This is a genomic window from Cytobacillus gottheilii (assembly GCF_018582665.1).
Lineage (GTDB): Bacteria > Bacillota > Bacilli > Bacillales > Cytobacillaceae > Cytobacillus > Cytobacillus gottheilii.
Genome location: NZ_CP071709.1, coordinates 3,913,156 through 3,931,553, shown reverse-complemented (window position 1 = coordinate 3,931,553; position 18,398 = coordinate 3,913,156). Strand labels below are relative to the sequence as shown.

19 protein-coding genes, 1 tRNA gene and 1 riboswitch are annotated in these 18,398 nt (G+C 40.9%); of the genes, 18 read left to right on the top strand and 2 right to left on the bottom strand.

Translation table 11 applies throughout. The annotated features are described in order from the left end of the window. Window positions 1-6: 6 nt before the first annotated feature. From hisB to J1899_RS19545, 13 genes are all read left to right on the top strand, one after another. Window positions 7-594, top strand: a complete 588-nt coding sequence (hisB, locus tag J1899_RS19605; protein WP_066442614.1) for an imidazoleglycerol-phosphate dehydratase HisB — start codon at window positions 7-9, stop codon at window positions 592-594. Continuing rightward, entirely contained in the window at window positions 595-1,257 is a 663-nt protein-coding gene (gene hisH / locus J1899_RS19600) for an imidazole glycerol phosphate synthase subunit HisH (RefSeq protein WP_066442615.1), read from the top strand. Then, a complete protein-coding gene (gene hisA / locus J1899_RS19595; RefSeq protein WP_066442616.1) occupies window positions 1,229-1,954 on the top strand; it encodes a 1-(5-phosphoribosyl)-5-[(5-phosphoribosylamino)methylideneamino]imidazole-4-carboxamide isomerase in 726 nt (241 codons plus the stop codon). Before hisH ends, hisA begins: the two co-directional genes overlap by 29 nt. Beyond that, a complete protein-coding gene (hisF, locus tag J1899_RS19590; RefSeq protein WP_214476110.1) occupies window positions 1,948-2,706 on the top strand; it encodes an imidazole glycerol phosphate synthase subunit HisF in 759 nt (252 codons plus the stop codon). Before hisA ends, hisF begins: the two co-directional genes overlap by 7 nt. Beyond that, a complete protein-coding gene (gene hisIE, locus J1899_RS19585; protein WP_214476108.1) occupies window positions 2,703-3,335 on the top strand; it encodes a bifunctional phosphoribosyl-AMP cyclohydrolase/phosphoribosyl-ATP diphosphatase HisIE in 633 nt (210 codons plus the stop codon). The genes hisF and hisIE overlap by 4 nt, the downstream gene beginning before the upstream one ends. Before the next feature lie 1,126 nt (window positions 3,336-4,461). Beyond that, on the top strand, window positions 4,462-5,418 hold the full coding sequence (locus J1899_RS19580) for a nuclease-related domain-containing protein (RefSeq protein ID WP_214476106.1): 957 nt from the start codon (window positions 4,462-4,464) through the stop codon (window positions 5,416-5,418). A 120-nt stretch (window positions 5,419-5,538) separates the two neighbouring features. Then, window positions 5,539-7,032, top strand: a complete 1,494-nt coding sequence (locus J1899_RS19575) for a tetratricopeptide repeat protein (RefSeq protein WP_214476104.1) — start codon at window positions 5,539-5,541, stop codon at window positions 7,030-7,032. 237 nt (window positions 7,033-7,269) lie between these two features. After that, window positions 7,270-8,226, top strand: coding sequence for a thioredoxin-disulfide reductase (gene trxB, locus J1899_RS19570; protein WP_281420741.1), 957 nt, complete (start codon window positions 7,270-7,272; stop codon window positions 8,224-8,226). Window positions 8,227-8,610: 384 nt separating this feature from the next. Next, window positions 8,611-9,069 (top strand): NUDIX hydrolase, encoded by a 459-nt coding sequence (locus J1899_RS19565; RefSeq protein WP_214476099.1) that lies wholly within the window; start codon window positions 8,611-8,613, stop codon window positions 9,067-9,069. A 40-nt stretch (window positions 9,070-9,109) separates the two neighbouring features. Next, a complete protein-coding gene (rapZ, locus tag J1899_RS19560; RefSeq protein ID WP_214478923.1) occupies window positions 9,110-10,003 on the top strand; it encodes an RNase adapter RapZ in 894 nt (297 codons plus the stop codon). Next, window positions 10,000-10,977, top strand: a complete 978-nt coding sequence (locus J1899_RS19555) for a gluconeogenesis factor YvcK family protein (protein ID WP_214476097.1) — start codon at window positions 10,000-10,002, stop codon at window positions 10,975-10,977. Before rapZ ends, J1899_RS19555 begins: the two co-directional genes overlap by 4 nt. Window positions 10,978-11,033: 56 nt before the next feature. Further along, window positions 11,034-11,984, top strand: a complete 951-nt coding sequence (whiA, locus tag J1899_RS19550; protein WP_214476095.1) for a DNA-binding protein WhiA — start codon at window positions 11,034-11,036, stop codon at window positions 11,982-11,984. A gap of 24 nt (window positions 11,985-12,008) precedes the next feature. Beyond that, on the top strand, window positions 12,009-12,266 hold the full coding sequence (locus J1899_RS19545) for an HPr family phosphocarrier protein (protein WP_066442628.1): 258 nt from the start codon (window positions 12,009-12,011) through the stop codon (window positions 12,264-12,266). 158 nt (window positions 12,267-12,424) lie between these two features. Here J1899_RS19545 and clpP read toward each other — a convergent pair whose 3' ends face one another. Further along, on the bottom strand, window positions 12,425-13,021 hold the full coding sequence (gene clpP / locus J1899_RS19540) for an ATP-dependent Clp endopeptidase proteolytic subunit ClpP (RefSeq protein ID WP_066442629.1): 597 nt from the start codon (window positions 13,019-13,021) through the stop codon (window positions 12,425-12,427). 728 nt (window positions 13,022-13,749) lie between these two features. Next, window positions 13,750-13,821: transfer RNA gene (locus J1899_RS19535), tRNA-Arg, on the bottom strand. Window positions 13,822-13,895: 74 nt separating this feature from the next. On the opposite strand from J1899_RS19535, the gene J1899_RS19530 reads away from it, so the two are divergent. The 5 genes from J1899_RS19530 (at window position 13,896) to gap (ending at window position 18,356) form a co-directional block, all read left to right on the top strand. Further along, entirely contained in the window at window positions 13,896-14,093 is a 198-nt protein-coding gene (locus J1899_RS19530; RefSeq protein ID WP_214476094.1) for a hypothetical protein, read from the top strand. Between the two features lie 122 nt (window positions 14,094-14,215). Further along, window positions 14,216-14,310, bottom strand: a riboswitch (cyclic di-GMP riboswitch). Between the two features lie 176 nt (window positions 14,311-14,486). Beyond that, the gene (gene rpoN / locus J1899_RS19525) at window positions 14,487-15,818 is read left to right on the top strand and encodes an RNA polymerase factor sigma-54 (RefSeq protein WP_214476092.1); all 1,332 of its coding nucleotides are present in this window, start codon (window positions 14,487-14,489) and stop codon (window positions 15,816-15,818) included. Window positions 15,819-15,831: 13 nt separating this feature from the next. After that, window positions 15,832-16,071, top strand: coding sequence for a glutaredoxin family protein (locus tag J1899_RS19520; RefSeq protein ID WP_066442632.1), 240 nt, complete (start codon window positions 15,832-15,834; stop codon window positions 16,069-16,071). Window positions 16,072-16,280: 209 nt separating this feature from the next. Continuing rightward, window positions 16,281-17,303: a sugar-binding transcriptional regulator gene (locus J1899_RS19515; RefSeq protein ID WP_214476091.1), complete on the top strand. Its 1,023-nt coding sequence runs from the start codon at window positions 16,281-16,283 to the stop codon at window positions 17,301-17,303. Between the two features lie 45 nt (window positions 17,304-17,348). After that, the gene (gene gap / locus J1899_RS19510; protein ID WP_066442634.1) at window positions 17,349-18,356 is read left to right on the top strand and encodes a type I glyceraldehyde-3-phosphate dehydrogenase; all 1,008 of its coding nucleotides are present in this window, start codon (window positions 17,349-17,351) and stop codon (window positions 18,354-18,356) included. The last annotated feature ends 42 nt before the right edge of the window (window positions 18,357-18,398 follow it).

The following is an 18,398-nucleotide window of genomic DNA, read 5'->3' as shown; positions in this document are numbered from 1 at the left end:
AATAACATGACTCGTACAGCAGAAATCACTAGAAATACAAACGAAACCAAAATTCAATTGTCATTAAATATAGATGGAGAAGGCAAAAGTGATTTACAAACAGGCGTGCCTTTTTTAACCCACATGCTGGACCTTTTTGCCAAACACGGCCAATTTGACTTGACTGTTAATGCTGATGGCGATACCGAAGTAGACGATCACCATACGACAGAGGACATTGGAATCTGCCTTGGTCATGTACTGAAGGAAGCTTTAGGTGATAAAAAAGGAATTAAGCGCTATGGAAATGCTTTTGTGCCAATGGACGAAGCGTTAGCGCAGGTAGTGGTTGACTTGAGCAACCGCCCACACTTAGAAATGCGAGCAGAATTTCCGAGCCAGAAGGTTGGCACATTTGATACCGAACTGGTTCATGAATTTCTCTGGAAGCTTGCATTAGAGGCAAGAATGAATTTGCATGTGATCGTACATTACGGACAAAACACGCATCATATTATAGAAGCTATTTTTAAAGCACTGGCACGTGCTCTTGATGAGGCAACGACCATTGATCCTCGTATAAAAGGAGTTCCATCCACGAAAGGAATGTTGTAAATGATCGGCATCATTGATTATGGCATGGGCAATTTGTTCAGCGTTGAAAAAGCGCTGGAACGGTTAGGTGTTGAAGCTTTTATTTCAGACGATCATGAGAGATTAAGGCAGGCTGATGGCCTCATTTTACCTGGTGTCGGTGCATTTAAAGATGCGATGGATCTCCTGAACGAAAACGGATTAACGAAAATGATTCACGAGTATGTACAAACAGGTAAGCCGTTTCTGGGCATATGCCTTGGCATGCAGCTGCTGTTTGAGAGCAGCGAGGAGAACGGATTAACGAATGGTCTTTCACTGCTGCCGGGAAAAGTCATCCGTTTCTCAGGTGTAGATCGCAAAGGAGAATCTTATAAAGTGCCTCACATGGGCTGGAATAAGCTTCGTTTTGATCAAGATTCTCCGCTTTTGCAAGGTGTAGATGAAGACTATGTTTATTTTGTGCATTCCTTTTATGTGGATGCTGATCAGTCGGATGTTGTGCTTGCTGAAGCAAACTACGATGTAAATGTTGCCGCAGTAGTGGGCAAGGAAAATGTATTCGGCATGCAGTTCCATCCGGAGAAAAGCAGTGTGATGGGCATGCAGTTATTGCGTAATTTTACAAAGCTGACAGAGAAGGGAAGTACTGCAGATGAGTTTTACAATCTATCCCGCAATTGATATGCGTGCCGGCAAATGTGTGCGCCTGCTGCAAGGAGACTACGATCAGGAAACGGTATACGGTGATTCACCCTTTGACATGGCGAAAGCATTTGCTGATGCTGGGGCAGAGTGGATTCACATGGTCGATCTTGATGGAGCAAAAGACGGCAAAAGAATCAATGATCGTTTTGTTGTAGAAGCGGCACAGAATCTGCACGCAAAAGTGCAAATTGGCGGTGGAATCCGTACAGAGGAAGACATCGTTCATTACCTGGATCGCGGAATTTCCCGCGTCATTATCGGGAGCATTGCTGTCAGCAACCCTGAGTTTGCGGTTGAAATGATCCGTAAATATGGAGAAAAGATTGCTGTCGGACTTGATGCGAAAAATGGCTATGTAGCTACACATGGCTGGCTGCAAACTTCAGAAGTAAGAGCAGTTGAGCTTGGAAAAACCTTCGCTGAAGCCGGAGCGGAAACATTTATATTTACTGATATTGCTACTGACGGCATGCTGTCTGGACCAAATGTGGAAGCTGTTGTTGAACTGGCAGCGGAAACCGGCAAAAATGTAATTGCTTCAGGCGGAGTCAGCAGTCTTGCAGATCTTGCTGCTTTAAAGAAGCATGCAGATCAGGGAGTCGCGGGTGCTATCGTTGGGAAAGCGATATATGAAGGGCGGTTCTCAGTGAAAGAGGCGGTGGCGTTATGCTGACAAAAAGAATCATTCCCTGTCTTGATGTAAAGGAAGGAAGAGTCGTAAAGGGAATTCAATTTGTGGAGCTCCGCGATGCTGGCGATCCAGTTGAACTCGCTTGTTTTTACGATGAACAGGGAGCCGATGAGCTTGTCTTTTTAGATATTTCAGCTTCACATGAAGGGCGTAAAACAATGGTGGAGGTAGTAAAAGCTGTTGCTTCTGAGCTTGCCATTCCGTTTACCGTCGGGGGCGGCATCAACTCGCTTGAAGATATGAAGCGCATTTTACGAGCAGGAGCTGACAAGGTTTCATTAAATACAGCAGCTGTTCTGCGTCCAGAGCTGATTACAGAAGGAGCCAACTTTTACGGTTCACAATGCATCGTCGTTGCCATTGATGCCAAGTATGATGAAGAGATTGGCACTTGGCGGGTGTACACACACGGCGGCCGCAAAGCGACAGAGCGGGATGTCATCTCATGGGCAAAAGAAGCGGTCGAAAGAGGTGCCGGCGAACTGCTGCTGACAAGCATGGATGCAGACGGTGAAAAGAAGGGCTTTAACATTGCTTTAACTAAAGCAGTCAGTGAGGCTGTTACCGTGCCGGTTATCGCTTCAGGCGGTGCAGGAAACGCTGACCATTTTGCGGAAGCATTCCTGGACGGCAAGGCAGATGCCGCTCTGGCAGCTTCTATTTTTCACTATAAAGAAACCTCTGTAGCAGAAGTGAAGGAAAGTGTGAAACAAAGAGGAGTGTGTATCCGATGAATATTGAATTTGATGGCAATGGACTCATCCCGGCAATCGTTCAGCATGCCGAGACAAAAGAAGTGCTGACCCTCGCATATATGAATGAAGAATCCTATGAGAAATCGCTTAAAACTGGAGAAACCTGGTTCTTTAGCCGTTCCAGACAAGAGCTTTGGCACAAAGGCGCAACAAGCGGGAATACGCAAAAAATCGTAGAAATGAAACTCGATTGTGATCAAGATGCCTTAGTTGTCCTCGTTCAGCCAGCTGGACCGGCTTGTCATAAAGGCACAGAAAGCTGCTTTGAGGAGAGTGTTTATAAGGGAGAGGCTTTGGGAGATGCCCCCGCAGATTACAGCATTTTAGGAAAACTTGAAAAGGTGATCCGTGATCGCGAAGCTGAACGCCCAGAAGGCGCTTATACCACATATTTGTTTGAAAAAGGCGTTGATAAGATTTTGAAAAAAGTGGGCGAAGAAGCCTCCGAAGTCATTATCGCTGCTAAAAACCGTGACAAAGAAGAACTAAAATGGGAATCAGCAGATCTGCTGTATCACCTGCTTGTCCTACTGCGTGAACAAGACCTTCCATTTGGAGACGTATTGAATGTATTGGAGAAAAGACATGAGAAACCGGCCGCTGAGTAGAGTGGGCGGTTTTTTTATTGTTGAGGGGAGCTGCGGTTTGATCGGAAAGAGCGGGATTTTAAACTAGAATAGGTAGTTTTGCGTCTGGAAATTCGATTTGATAGGAAAAGCGGAAATTTTGATAGGAAACTTAAGAAATTTGATAGGAAACCATGCACTTTTGATAGGAAAAAGAAATATTTTGATAGGAACCGCAGAAAATTTGATAGGAATCCCCCACCTGAAGAGAAAAACGGACTAAATAAAGGGGCAAAAAGTCCGAAATTATGCAGATACCAGGTGAAAAGCAGAAATCAGAACTAGAAAAAGGTAATTTTGCGTCTGTAAATTCGATTTGATAGGAAAAGCGGAAATTTTGATAGGAAACTTCAAAAGTTTGATAGGAAATCATGCACTTTTGATAGGAAAGAGATATTTTGATAGGAACCGCAGAAAATTTGATAGATATCCCCACCTGAAGAAAAACGGACTAAATAAAGGGGCAAAAGTTCGAAATTATGCAGAAAAAAAAGCAGAAATCAGAACTAAAAAGGTAATTTTGCGTCTGTAAATTCGATTTGATAGGAAACTTCAAAAGTTTGATAGGAAATCATGCACTTTTGATAAAAGATATTTTGATAGAACCGCAGAAAATTTGATAGATATCCCCACCTGAAGAAAAACGGACTAAATAAAGGGGCAAAAAAGTCCGAAATTATGCAGATACCAGGTGAAAAAGCAGAAATCAGAACTAAAAAAGCGGAAATTTTGATAGGAAACTTCAAAAGTTTGATAGGAAACCATGCACTTTTGATAGGAAAGAGAGATATTTTGATAGGAACCGCAGAAAATTTGATAGATATCCCCCATCCCAAGAAAGAAACAGACTAAAGAAAGGAGCAAAAAGCTCGAATTGTCCCTGCTTTCAAGCAAAAAAGCAGAAATCTGGTCCATGAAAACCAATTCCAGACCTGGAAAAAGCATCTTAACAAGAAATCACACGCATTTAATCAGGAATTCCAAAAAACGATCATCAATTAAAAAACCTTCTAAAACTAACTCATTTTTGAACTTTCTGTGAGGATTTATCCCAAAGGAAGGATACTTCAAACCAATAAGCAAATATAACCTTAAAGGAAGTGATGATTTGATTATAAAAGAACGGGAAATACCCATTCGGATTCTTAAAATTCAAGCCTTATTAGACAGAGTAACCCTGCCTCCTGAAAAAAGAGCAATATTAGAAGGGGAGTTAAAATCGAGGCTAGCTGGTTATTATGGAGAAAAGGCGATTGATTATTATTTGAGGAAATTACCCGAAAATGATTACTGCATTCTCCACAGTTTAAGATTGAAAATGAACTCCGATTACTTTCAGATTGACACGCTGTTATTAACAGATAAGTATGCCTTAATTATTGAAGTGAAAAATCTGACAGGTGAACTTTTTATCGATGTTAATTGTAATCAGCTGATTCAAACAACACCGGAAGGAGAAGTGAAAGGCTATCAAAATCCAGTACAGCAGGCGAAGTATCAAAAGCAAGATTTAGATAAAGTATTTCAAACTAAAGCAATCCACCTTCCCATTGAGTACCTCGTAATAATCAGCAAGCCCTCTACCATTCTGAAAACCAATTCCAAATATGCGATCTCCAAAATAATTCATGCACAATATCTAATTGAAGAGATTGAACGCCTAAATAAGAAGTATCACATGGTCATTCATGAACAGAAAGCAGTGAAGAAAATGGCAAAAATGCTGTCAAAACTTCATTGTCGGGAAACATATGATGTTTTAAAGGCCAATCAGTTCACCCAAGAGGATGTACAGAAGGGCGTACGCTGTTCTGATTGTGGTCACACGCCAATGCAGCGCAAGCATGGAACATGGAAATGCACGAATTGCTGCAAGATAGATATAAACGCGCATGTCAAAACAGTGGAGAATTATTTCCTATTATTCGATTCACCACTGACAAATCAAAAATTTCGTGACTTTACTCTCATGGATTCTGAGCAGACAGCAAGTAGACTTCTGAAAAAGATGAATCTTCCTCATCCTGGTAATGGGAGAAGTCGTGTGTACTATAGTTTACACTGAATTGAATCAGTTATTATTCTTTTCTGATCCCCCAAACCAAATTACATCCCCACAAGCCCTTCTCCTAATGCTTGTACATATGATATACTACTACAGTTAATATGTATGATGGAGGATTTCATGAGTAAAGACTCTAAAGCGAGACATCAGATGGGAAAGTTATTGTCGTTTAATCCTTCGGGTGAGTATTACTTTTCAAAAGGAGTAAAGGCTTATCATCGCAGGGATTTTTATAAAGCAACAAAGTATTTACAGCGTGCCATGCAGCTGGAGCCGGGTGAGCCGATGATTGTGTGTCAGCTTGCGATTGTTTATTCAGAGATGGGTGAGCATCAGCAGTCGAATCGTCTGCTTCATATGATTCTGGAAGAGCTGGATGAGGACATGAGTGAGTGTCATTATTTTTTAGCTAACAATTATGCTCATATGGGCTTTTTTAAGGATGCGTATCAGCATGCGAATCTTTATCTGGAGTTAAATGATGATGGGGAGTTTTCTGATGATACAGAGGATTTGCTTGATTTATTAACACTGGAGGCTGAGGAGAATGATGAGGATCTCTATGAGCAGGATGATCTGATTATTAAGCAGGAGCAGGCTAGGGAATTGCTGGAATCAGGCCATTTTCCTAAGGCGGTAGAAATCTTAACGTCTGTTATTGAAGATTATCCGGAATATTGGTCGGCTTACAATAATTTGGCGCTTGCGTATTTTTATTTAGGGGAAGTGCAGAAGGCTTCCGAAATTTTAAATAAAGTGCTGGAAGAGAATCCAGGGAATTTGCATGCGTTATGCAACAGGCTTGTTTTTGCCTTTTATCAGCGCAGTTTTACAGAGATCAAGCTGTTAAAAGAAACATTAAAGAAAATTAAGCCGATGTCTGCTGAGCATCAGTTTAAGCTTGGAGCAACGTTTGCGTTGACTGGAGAGTATGAAGCGGCGTTTCAATGGCTTCGGAAACTGCAGAAATCAGGTTTTGACGGTGATGGGCCATTTTATTATTGGCTGTCGTATGCGGCTTATTTTACCGGGAGAGAGGATATTGCCCGCTCTACTTGGAAAAAAGCAGTCGAAATGAATCCTGATAAAGAGGGCTTCGAGCCGTGGAACGAAGAGAAACAGGAGCAAAATGGTTTTGAAGATCATCCTTCTTCTATTCTAAAAAAGCTGAAGAGTGATTATAAAGAGGAAAGAATGTTTGCTCTATTCTTGATTTCGGTTTCGAGTAAGCGGGATGAACTGCTTTTATCGGAAGGAATTAAGAAAAACCATAAATTATCTGCGCTTGAACATGAGTATGTATCCTATATTACAACAGGTTCAGCGAAGAGCACAGCGGTTGGCGCACATGAAATTGCCCAGCTTTTATATGAAAATCATCATCCGATTGGCACAACGGAAGCAGGTCTTTATTTGCTGTGGTTTACTGTATTTATTGAAATGGAAAAAAACAGTGTACTTATTAAAAATAAGCTAGCCTGGGCAGCTGCACTTGAGTATGTTTGGAAAAAGATGCGCAGTGAAAAGGTTTCACAGGTACAATTGGCTGGACAGTATGGCATTTCCGTTTCTACTTTAGGAAAATACATCAAATTGGTAAATAATTTCCTTTAATGAGCAGATTTTTGGACGAAATCTGCTCTTTTTTATATGATTAAGAAAAATAATCAGCAGTGAAATTTACTGCCGAAAATGCTTGATATCAGCCATTTGGGCTGATTAAGAAACGTGCAAACCGATTTTTTATAGGATTATGTTAGATGGAGAAGATAATAAATGGGTATGGAAATAAGAAGCGCAGCATAAACTGCGGCTGGGTAATCTCCTGCACATTTTATATAAGGAGGAAGTATTGTGGCGGAAGAAAAAATTTATGATGTCATTATAGCTGGAGCTGGCCCTGCGGGAATGACGGCAGCTGTTTATACATCTCGTGCAAACCTGACGACTTTAATGTTAGAGCGCGGCGTTCCTGGCGGGCAAATGGCAAACACAGAAGAAGTAGAAAACTATCCTGGATTTGAACATATTCTTGGACCTGAGCTTTCTACGAAGATGTTTGATCATGCGAAGAAATTTGGCGCGGAATACGCATATGGCGATATTAAAGAAATTATTGATGGACGCGAATATAAAACAGTCATTGCAGGTTCAAAGCAATACAAAGCTCGTGCTGTAATTATTACAACTGGAGCAGAGTATAAAAAACTTGGCATTCCTGGAGAAAAAGAGCTTGGCGGACGCGGCGTTTCTTATTGCGCAGTATGTGACGGGGCATTCTTTAAAAACAAAGAGCTAGTCGTTGTCGGAGGAGGAGACTCTGCTGTTGAAGAGGGAGTTTATTTAACTCGTTTCGCAAGCAAAGTGACAATTGTTCACCGCCGTGATGAGCTTCGTGCACAAGCTATCTTGCAGCAGCGTGCATTTGACAATGACAAGATCGATTTCATCTGGAATCATACGGTAAAAGAGATCAATGAAAAAGACGGCAAAGTGGGCAGCGCAACACTTGTTTCCACTGTGGATGGCGAAGAACAAGAATTTAAAGCAGACGGTGTTTTCGTTTATATCGGTATGGTGCCTTTATCAAAGCCATTTGAAAGCCTTGGCATTACAAATGAAAATGGCTATATTGAAACAAACGAGCGCATGGAAACAAAAGTGCCTGGCATTTTTGCAGCAGGAGATATTCGTGAGAAAACATTGCGTCAAATCGTAACTGCGACAGGTGATGGAAGCATCGCTGCTCAAAGTGTTCAGCATTATGTTGAAGAACTGCAGGAGAGTTTTAAAGCAGAAGCAAAATAGTCTGTAGAATTTTGCTTAGTATAGACTTTACAAAAAGTCATTATGTTTTAACTGTGCTGTAACGTTAGTGAAACAAATTTCGGGTAATATAAGAATAGAAATTGACCCCCTTTTTAAGATATAAATCTTGTTGAGCACAGTGAGAGCTGGGCTCCTTTTTTTTGCGTTCAAATGATTTGGTATAAAATACAAATAAAAAGAAACCTTTGTCTAGAGCTGTCTGTTTTAGGACAAGACCGATTAGCTGAAATTGGATAAAAGCTGTGGCAGCGGCAGTCAATCGTTGTCGCTGTCCTGCAAACATAGTATAATATAAGGAATATAAAAACGGCATAACGTGGGCTTCGGGTAATGCGGCCCGGTCATAAAGGTCAGGTGAAAGTAGTGCAAAGAGTCACCAATTGTGTATTGTTAAAAGAGAATAAAGTGTTGCTTCTTCAAAAACCGAGACGCGGCTGGTGGGTTGCGCCTGGCGGAAAAATGGAGCCGGGAGAATCGGTTAGAGATTCTTGCATTAGAGAATTTCGGGAGGAAACAGGTATTTACTTGCGCAATCCGAATATAAAAGGCATTTTCACTTTTATTATGAAGGATGGCGATAAGGTGCTGTCTGAATGGATGATGTTCACCTTTATGGCGCAGGAATCTGATGGACTTAATGTGGATGAGTCTGAGGAAGGAAAACTTTCATGGCATAAGCTTGAGGAGATAAAAAATTTGCCGATGGCAGCTGGTGATTATCACATTTTGGACTACATGATTCATGGAAATGGTATGATTTACGGCACGTTTACGTATACACCAGATTTTGAACTGATCAGTTATAGGCTCGATCCTAGTTAATGTTCTATAAAAATCGAAGCAGTTTCGGGGGGAAATAATGATGAGTACGGGTTCAATAAATGAAACACAAATGGTTATTATTACAGGTATGTCTGGAGCAGGAAAAACAGTAGCAATTCAAAGCTTTGAAGATCTCGGGTTTTTCTGTGTTGATAACTTGCCCCCAACTCTTCTGCCAAAATTTCTTGAACTGATGAAGGAATCCGGGAATAAGATGAATAAGGTTGCGCTGGTAATGGACCTTCGCGGCCGTGAGTTTTTTGATCACCTTTTTAAAGCGTTAGACGAGCTGGCTGAAAAATCATGGGTCACACCTAAGATTCTTTTTTTAGACGCTGATGATTCGACGCTCGTAAGCAGGTATAAGGAAACAAGAAGGTCTCACCCATTGGCGCCATCAGGGCTGCCTCTTGAAGGCATTAAGCTTGAGCGGGAGCTGCTTGAAGAACTGAAGGGAAGAGCACAGCTTATTTATAAAACCTCTTCTATGAAGCCAAGGGAACTTCGTGAAAAAATACTAATGGAATTTTCAGTGAATAAAAAAACCATTTTTACTGTCAATGTCATGTCTTTTGGCTTTAAATATGGCCTTCCAATCGATGCGGATCTTGTGTTTGATGTTCGCTTTTTGCCTAACCCGCACTATATCGACCATATGCGTCCTAAAACAGGGTTAGATGAAGAGGTTTCAAGCTATGTGCTGAAATGGACTGAAACAACGAAATTTCTTGAAAAAGTGACTGAATTGCTGAATTTTATGCTTCCTCATTATAAAAGAGAAGGAAAATCACAGCTTGTCATTGCCATTGGCTGTACTGGCGGCCAGCACCGTTCTGTTGCGCTTGCTGAATATTTGGGCCACTTCTTTCAAGAAGACTATCATACGAAAATTACGCATCGTGACATTGAGAGGAGAAAGGAAAAGACAAAATGAACAGACAGCCGAGGATTGTCATCATTGGCGGCGGCACAGGACTGCCAGTTCTCTTAAGAGGATTGAAAAAGTATCCTGTTGATATTACAGCCATTGTAACCGTAGCTGATGATGGCGGCAGTTCAGGCAGGCTGAGAGATGATTTAAATATTCCGCCTCCTGGTGATATTCGCAATGTGTTAGCGGCGCTTTCTGATGTTGAACCGCTGATTGAGGAAATGTTTCAGCACCGATTTTCAACAAGCAATGAACTTGCAGGTCATTCATTAGGGAATTTAATATTGGCTGCCATGACATCGATTACAGGAAATTTTGTTCATGCCATTCAAGAGATGAGCAAAGTATTGAATGTACGAGGCAAAGTGCTTCCTGCGGCTAATCAGAGTGTGATTTTGAAAGCAGAGATGGAGGACGGCACGATTGTGTCAGGTGAGTCCAAAATTCCGTACTCTGGGAAAAAGATTAAGAGGGTTTTTCTTGAGCCTGAGCAAATCCACCCTTTGCCTGAATCGGTCCATGCTATAAGACAGGCGGATATGATTATTATTGGTCCAGGCAGTTTATATACAAGCATCCTGCCTAATCTGCTTGTGCCGAAGCTTGGCAATGAGGTGCGCCGTTCACGAGCAAAAAAAGTTTATATATGCAACTTAATGACTCAGGCTGGTGAAACTCATAATTACACAGCAAGTGATCATGTTAAAGCCATATATGATCATATGAATGCAGCATTTATGAATACCATTCTCGTTAACAAGGAGAATATACCGGCACACGTGCAGGAAAAATATATTGAAGAAATGGCGAAGCCTGTTTTTTACGATGTAGATCGGCTTCATGAGTTGGGACTTGAGGTAATACCAGGTGAGATCGTCAGCTATGAAGGCGGAATCATCCGCCATGATACACAGGAAGTGGCAGATATTCTTTATCATTTGCTTTTAGCTGAAACCAAAAAGCGTTTTGAAGCGTAGTATATACAGTGCCAATGTTTGAATCTAAAACATTGTGCCAGGTAGGGGGTGAAGGAATGTCTTTCGCTTCAGAAACAAAAAAAGAACTTACCAATATTGAAACAAAGGACTGCTGCAGTATATCAGAACTCTCTGCCTTAATCCGGATGAATGGCTCCTTATCCTTTTCCAATCGTAAATTGGTTGTTGACATACAGACGGAAAATGCAGCGATTGCCAGAAGAATCTATACGCTAATTAAAAAGAATTATAGTGTTCAGGTAGAGCTACTTGTTCGTAAAAAAATGAGATTAAAGAAAAACAATGTCTATATTGTCCGTCTTGCTGAAGGGGCAAGTACAATCCTGGATGATTTAAAGATCTTAAGTGAAGGCTTTGTTTTTACACATGATATCGCCCAGGAGCTTGTAAAAAAGAAATGCTGTAAGCGTTCTTACCTTCGCGGAGCTTTTCTTGCCGGCGGTTCTGTCAACAATCCGGAAACATCGTCGTATCACCTTGAAATTGCCTCTTTATATAAGGAACACAATGATGCATTATGCGAGCTTATGAACACATTTGGCTTAAATAGCAAAACACTGGAACGAAAAAAAGGCTTTATTACGTATTTAAAAGAAGCAGAAAAAATAACCGAATTCTTAAATATTATTGGCGCTCATGCTGCTTTGCTGCGGTTTGAGGATATCAGGATTGTCCGTGATATGCGAAACTCGGTTAACCGTCTTGTAAATTGTGAAACTGCGAACTTGAACAAAACGATTGGTGCAGCACTGCGCCAAGTCGAAAACATAAAATATATTGAACAAACGGTAGGGCTGCAAATCCTTCCAGATAAATTACGGGAAATTGCAGAACTGCGTGTAGCTTATCAGGATGTAACTTTAAAAGAGCTTGGGGAAATGGTGTCTGGCGGAAATATCAGCAAATCAGGCATTAATCACCGACTTCGTAAAATTGATGAAATTGCAGAAAAGCTAAAAGCGGGTGATATTACAATCCCCCAGTAGCGAGCAATAGGAGGATTGATTTTTATGGTGGAGAAACAGGTTGAGGTAAAATTAAAAACAGGCTTACAGGCACGGCCAGCGGCATTATTCGTTCAGGAAGCAAATCGTTTTTCATCTGATATTTTCTTAGAACGAGATGGAAAAAAGGTAAATGCGAAAAGTATAATGGGCTTAATGAGCCTGGCTGTCAGCACGGGTGCCACAATCACATTAATGGCAAGCGGCAGTGATGAACAAGAAGCGCTAGAGCAATTGGCTAAATACATTCAACAAGAACAATAGAAAGAAAGGGCACATTCTTTGGAATGTGTCCTTTTTGCATTTTGTATTCCAAAAATATAACTAGCAGCAGAGGAGTAGATTCACTCAGCTGCCTATTTATGAATCTAATTTGAGGAACAAAAAAAGTGAGGCACATGTTAGTGCCTCACTCTGAAACATTATTTTGCTTCGTTTGGATTGCGGGAAATGATTTTGTCGATCAAGCCGTACTCTAATGCTCTTTCAGCTGTCATAAAGTTATCGCGATCTGTATCCTTTGCAATCACTTCAAGCGGCTGACCAGTGCGCTCTGCAAGAATCGTATTTAATTTTTCGCGAAGGAAAAGAATCCGTTTTGCAGCAATTTCAATTTCAGTTGCCTGCCCTTGAGCACCGCCAAGTGGCTGGTGAATCATTACTTCACTGTTTGGAAGTGCAAAGCGTTTTCCTTTTTCACCGGCAGCAAGAAGGAAGGCACCCATTGAAGCAGCCATACCTGTGCAGATTGTAGAAACGCTTGGCTTGATGTATTGCATTGTATCGTAAATCGCCATACCAGCCGTGATGCTTCCGCCTGGAGAGTTGATGTATAATGTAATATCTTTCTCAGGATTTTCAGCCTCTAAGAATAGCAATTGAGCTACAATTGAGTTGGCAACATTATCATCGATTGCACTGCCAAGCATAATAATACGGTCTTTTAAAAGGCGGGAGTAAATATCATAAGCACGTTCCCCGCGGTTTGTTTGTTCGATAACTGTAGGGATTAAATTCATTCTAATTCCTCCTTTAAAATTAAGGGATAGTGCAGACTTCATTCTGTAAGACATACACCATTTTTATGTAGTTTCATCATACACTAATGGTCAATAAAGGTCAAAAGAATCGCACCTTCAGGGAAGCGAAATCGTTCGACAGATTTTGATTGACCTATTTCTAAATACTTTTTGTGAACATTCCACTTTATATTTTACCCAACCTGCATATTTTTAACACCTTGTGGGAAAATAAAAAATTGCTTTATTATATGTGGCTGTTGAACGTGGGTATATTTTGGGAGTAAGGAATAAAGTAACCGTAGATTAAGTATGCGGTCTTTAAAGAGGCTGAGACAAAAAAAACGTAATTAATCTTTCTAAAACACGAATATTCAATTTCTTGATTTGGGTATTTAAACAAGTCCGTTCCTTTGCGCTGCGGACCCTCGCTTTCCGTGGGGAGGAAGCTGAGCCTCCTCGGAGCAAGCTCCTCCGGGGTCTCACCTTTTCCTCTATTGCCCACAGGAGTCGAGTGTCCTCCGCTCCATTTCACTCATGTTAATAAAATATATCTTATAATCATAAAAAAACCGAATGATTAGATAGATTACCTAACCATTCGGTTCTATGAGAGTGTTAAATACTAAAAAAAGAACAAAAAACAAAGGTTTTTCGAAGTAGTTGGACAAAAGTCGGACAGACAATTGCCAAAACCACCGAAAAACCTTTGTTAATCATGTGTTTTACACCCTCGGAGGGAATCGAACCCCCATCTCAAGAACCGGAATCTTACGTGCTATCCGTTGCACCACGAGGGCAGAGTATCAAGTGCTGTAAACGCTCCAATTCCTTAAGCGTTACGAATACTAATTATAGGATAATATGATCAACAATGCAACAATCTTTTAGCGTGTCTACGAGTTTGCTGGAATTGAGCCGAAAGAAAGTGGCAGAAATCAAAAATGCCGGTCCATCATTCAATGATGGATCGGCATGCTCGACAGGTGATAACTTCATTCTTTCTGAACTGAATCTTCTTGAAATCGTTCTTGGTGAAAGTCGTAAAGACATTGTACTTGTGTCCGCATAAGCATGTGTGCTGGTCCTTGACGACGTGTCTAGTTTCTTTGTCTTTGCTGAGTACTGTTGGAAAAATCATTGTTCACCCTTCTTAAAGTTGTATTAGGCAAATTAAAAAGGAATGATCGACTTATATGCAACCCGGCTGCCATGGCATGTGTACAAGCACATACTTTAGGCCCGTGGCTTTGCGTCTTTTACTTTCGTAAAATTTGCCCAATGGAATAATACCATAAAATGAAAGATAAATCATTTAAAAATTTTGATTTGTAACAAAATAGAAATAAAGGCAACTATTGCAGACTTAGAGTTAAACCGTTTTTAAGTGCTTTTCTGCTAACAGAATTTCTCCATACAATAATCATTCATCTTACGGTAAAATAGGAGTGAAGGGGGAAGCAGTATGGATTTAAAAGTAGGTTTATGGCAGCAGCAAACCTTGAAGTTAGCGATGACTCAAGAGCTAAAGCAGTCTATTGAGCTATTGCAGTTTAATTCCCAGGAGCTCACTGCCTTCCTGGAAGAGAAGGCTTTGGAAAATCCCCTGATGGAACTAAACTCAAACTTTGTGAAAACAATGGATCCCCGTGCACAGCAAATAAAAAAATCAAAGCTTAAACAAAATCAAGATAAAGAGAATTGGATTGAACAGCTTGCTGTTAGTGTTCAGCAATTGGATGATTATCTGATTCAGCAGCTTCCGACCCATCTGACAGAACCGGAGAAAAAAATCATTCTTCATTTTATATATAGCCTTGATGAAAACGGTTACTTATATAATATCGATTTGCCGCAGGTTGCTCAGCTTTATGGAGCTGAAGCAGAAACTGTTGAAGAACAGCTCGACCTCCTGCAGCATTTAGAACCGGCAGGGATTGGTGCGCGCAGTTTGCAGGAATGTTTATTATTGCAGCTGGAGCGTCTTGTGCCAGTCAACGAAATGGCTGAAGAAATTATCCGCCAGCAGTTTCAGCTGTTTGCAGATAAAAAGTGGAAACCATTAGCGAAGGAAATCAAAGCAGATATAAAGGAAATTCAAGCAGTCTATGATCTGGTGCAAACGTTAAATCCGAAACCGGGAGCAAGCTTTGCCTCCGAAAAGCCAGCATATATCATACCTGATGTCATCGTGTATTCAGAACAAAATGGACTACACGTCCAGCTTTATGATGAAAGCATACCTAGTATTTCCTATAATGAAGGATATGCAAAGAAACTTCTTAGTGCAGGTGATCAGCAGGTGGGACGTTACCTGCAGAACCGGCAGCAGGATTACCAATGGATTAAACGCTCAATTGAACAAAGGAAAGAAACAATTTTAAAAGTTACAAAAAAGATCGCAGAGCGCCAGCCGCAATTTTTTCAAAAGGGGCCGGCTTTTATAAAGCCGATGACGATGAAGGAAATTGCGGATGAACTTGAAATCCATGAATCAACTGTGAGCAGGGCGGTTAGAGGGAAATATATGCAGACTCCGTTTGGAACATTTGAACTGCGTACCTTTTTTGTAAGTATGATTAAGACGGCAGGCAATGCTGATGCGTCATCTGAAGAGGCAAAAGCGGCGATTCACAAGCTTATCTCCTCAGAAAATAAACAAAAACCACTTTCAGATCAGGAGATTGCCAATTTGCTGAAAACAGAGTCTGGCTTTGTCATTTCACGAAGGACAGCAGCTAAATATCGTGAGCAGCTGGGAATTCTGTCCTCTTCAAAACGAAAAAGATATGATTGAAAGGAGGCTATCCGTGAATAAAACGTTAACCTTATATACTCGAAATAAATGTCCACTATGCGATAAAGCGAAACAAATCATTATGGAATTAAAAGAAGAATTCAACTTTCAATATATTGAATATGATATTGATGATCGTGATGAGCTGACCGAACGATACGGCTTAATGATTCCAGTTGTCCATGTCGATGGAGAAGAGATTCAGTATGGCCAAGTGGATCGTTTTACAGTAGAGGAAGCTCTAGTTAAATAGGCAGAAGCTGCAGCTGCTATAACAAAAATTGCCACTGAATTTATTTCTAAAAAAATAGGCTTTAAAATAAGACAATATTAGTTGCATTCGAGAATCATTCTTGCTAAAATTCAAATTGTAGCAAGCGTGATTTTTTTTTCAGTCGGTGGGACATAATATGTCTATGCGGGACTAAAATTGACCAACAGGTGATTGTAAGGAGCTGCGAGATGTACTCACTAATTGATATTCAGAAAAAATTATTGCCAGATTTGCTTGCTGTTATGCAGAAACGCTACCATATTCTTGAGTACATAAACCAAATGCAGCCTGTGGGCAGAAGGAGCTTGGCAGTGAGTCTAGGGCTTACTGAGCGAGTACTTCGCAGTGAAGTAGATTTCCTGAAAACACAGGACTTGATTACCGTTGCCAGCTTAGGAATGAGCGTTACGGAAGATGGTCGAAAATTACTTGTCGAACTTCGCAGCATAATGAGAGAAATTTCGGGTATAGTGAAAATGGAACAGCAGCTGGCCGATAAATTGGGCATCCAAAGAGCTATTATCGTTTCCGGAAACGCGGACGAAGCTCCTTGGGTTAAAAATGAACTCGGCAGAGCAACAGCACAATGGATGAAATCCTCTTTGCATGGAGAGAATATCATCGGTGTGACTGGTGGAACAACCATGTCAACTGTGGCAAAAATGCTGACGCCAACGAAACCTGATCAGGAATGGCTGTTTGTACCGGCTAGAGGCGGTATTGGGGAGGATGTCAAAAATCAGGCAAATACAATATGTTCACAAATGGCGGAAAACACAGATTCAAAACATCGAGTCTTGTATGCGCCAGACGAAGTGAGCAAGGAAATGTATGAGTCCATGATTAAGGATCCAAACTTTACTGAAGTTCTTCATTTGATTAAGTCTGCATGCATGGTTCTCCACGGAATTGGAGATGCTATTACAATGGCGGAACGCCGTAAAACTAGCAGTGAGAATGTGGAAAAGCTTATTGCAGCTAATGCAGTGGGCGAAGCGTTTGGTTATTATTTCAATGAAACCGGTGAGATCGTTCATAAAATTCAAACGGTTGGCCTGCAGCTCGCAGACTTGACTGCTATTCAGCATGTCCTAGCTGTTGCCGGTGGAGGCTCAAAGGCAAAAGCCATTGCTGCTTATATGAAAAGAGCTCCGAAATCCACTATTTTGATCACGGATGAAGGTGCAGCAAATCAGTTGTTAAAAGGGTAAAACCTTTAAATAAAAAAATGATCCTTTCAAAGGAGGAAGTTATTCATGGCAGTAAAAGTTGGTATTAATGGTTTTGGTAGAATCGGGCGTGTGGTTTTCCGTGCAGCTTTAAAAAATCCTAATGTAGAGGTTGTTGCAGTAAATGACCTTACAGATGCAAATATGCTTGCACACCTTTTAAAATATGATACTGTTCACGGAACATTAAACGAAGAAGTTACAGTTGATGGTGAATACCTAGTAGTTGGCGGACAACGTGTAAAAGTTATCGCAGAGCGCGATCCTGCTCAACTTGGATGGGGAGATCTTGGCGTAGAAGTAGTAGTAGAATCTACTGGACGTTTCACTAAGCGTTCTGACGCTGCTAAACACTTAGAAGCTGGCGCTAAAAAAGTAATCATCTCTGCTCCTGCAACTGACGAAGATATCACAGTTGTTATGGGTGTTAACCATGATAAATATGATCCAGCACAACATGATGTTATCTCTAACGCTTCTTGTACGACAAACTGCTTAGCTCCTTTTGCTAAAGTATTAAACGACAAGTTCGGAATCAAACGCGGTATGATGACAACAGTTCACTCATACACAAATGATCAGCAAATCCTTGACTTGCCGCACAAAGACTACCGCCGTGCACGTGCAGCAGCTGAAAACATCATTCCTACAACAACTGGTGCTGCAAAAGCAGTTTCTCTAGTATTGCCTGAACTTAAAGGTAAATTAAACGGTGGAGCAATGCGTGTTCCAACTCCTAACGTTTCACTAGTTGACTTAGTTGCTGAGCTTGATCAAAACGTTACAGCTGAAGAAGTAAATGCTGCACTTAAAGAAGCTGCTGAAGGCGATCTTAAAGGCATTCTTGCATTCAGCGAAGAGCCATTAGTATCTAGCGACTACAACGGTAACCCAGCTTCTTCTACAATCGATGCATTATCTACAATGGTTCTAGAAGACAGCATGGTAAAAGTTATCTCTTGGTATGACAACGAATCTGGCTACTCTAACCGTGTAGTTGACCTAGTTGATTATATCGCTCAAAAAGGTCTTTAATTTTACCGATATTAACGCTAATTTAACCTCATCATAATGGAT